This window comes from Lyngbya sp. CCY1209 (genome assembly GCF_055795065.1).
The window spans coordinates 1-773 of record NZ_JAYFER010000078.1 but is presented as its reverse complement, the minus strand read 5'-3'; the positions used below and the strand labels follow the sequence as shown (position 1 = coordinate 773).

Sequence of the window (773 nt, the reverse complement as noted above, 5' to 3'; positions counted from 1 at the left end):
ATGACAACGAGACGACTGAACTAGGAGCCGTGTGAGGTGAAAGTCTCATGCACGGTTCTGAATGGGAGGGGGAGATGATAACATCTCTCTCGACCCCTAATGGAACCGGCATCGCTGATCACGCCGCTGGTGCGATAGTAGTAGCGATCGCGATCGTAGTGGATGACCAGAATATCGATTTCTCGCAGGACTTTTAAATACTCCGCTTCTTCGGTCGTATCTCGCAGCGTCGCGTCAATGCCATCCAATTCTTTCGGCTTCTGGCCGAAGGGAGTCCCGACGATCAATTCGCAGTTGGGATGGGCCGAAACGTAAGTCGAAAGCTGTTCGACGACTTTGGCGATGGGTTTGTCGGGCCGGATCTGGCCCACCACGCCGATCTTAATTTTGGCATCGGACGGCAACCGTTCCCCCGGCTTGAGTCTCGGTTCCACCTCGCCGACGATGGGATGGGGGATGACGAAGGTTGACTCGGGGGGCAGTCGGTAGGCTTCGGGAATGACGCGATCGTCGATCTCAAAGGAAACCACCTTCAGATTTTTGAACAGCTTCAGATAGGTTCTCAGGTACATCAATCCCAGGTTTTTGATCCGGCTGGACATGGCGAACTGCTGATTGCCGTGCAAGCTGATGAAGACTTCTTTTCCCTTGGAAGCCTGCAGTGCCAGCAAAGGGAGGGTAATGGAAAAATGCTGGTTTTGACTTCTCCCCGGTCTAAAGACGCGGGGATTCTTAAGCCGTCCAAAACTGAACTCTTAAAGGCATAGTCAATG

General features: G+C 53.0%; 1 protein-coding gene. It reads right to left on the bottom strand.

The annotated features are described in order from the left end of the window. Nucleotides 1-20: 20 nt before the first annotated feature. Nucleotides 21-671, bottom strand: coding sequence for a glycosyltransferase family protein (locus AC0QHF_RS00405; protein ID WP_324702213.1), 651 nt, complete (start codon nt 669-671; stop codon nt 21-23). Nucleotides 672-773: the final 102 nt, after the last annotated feature.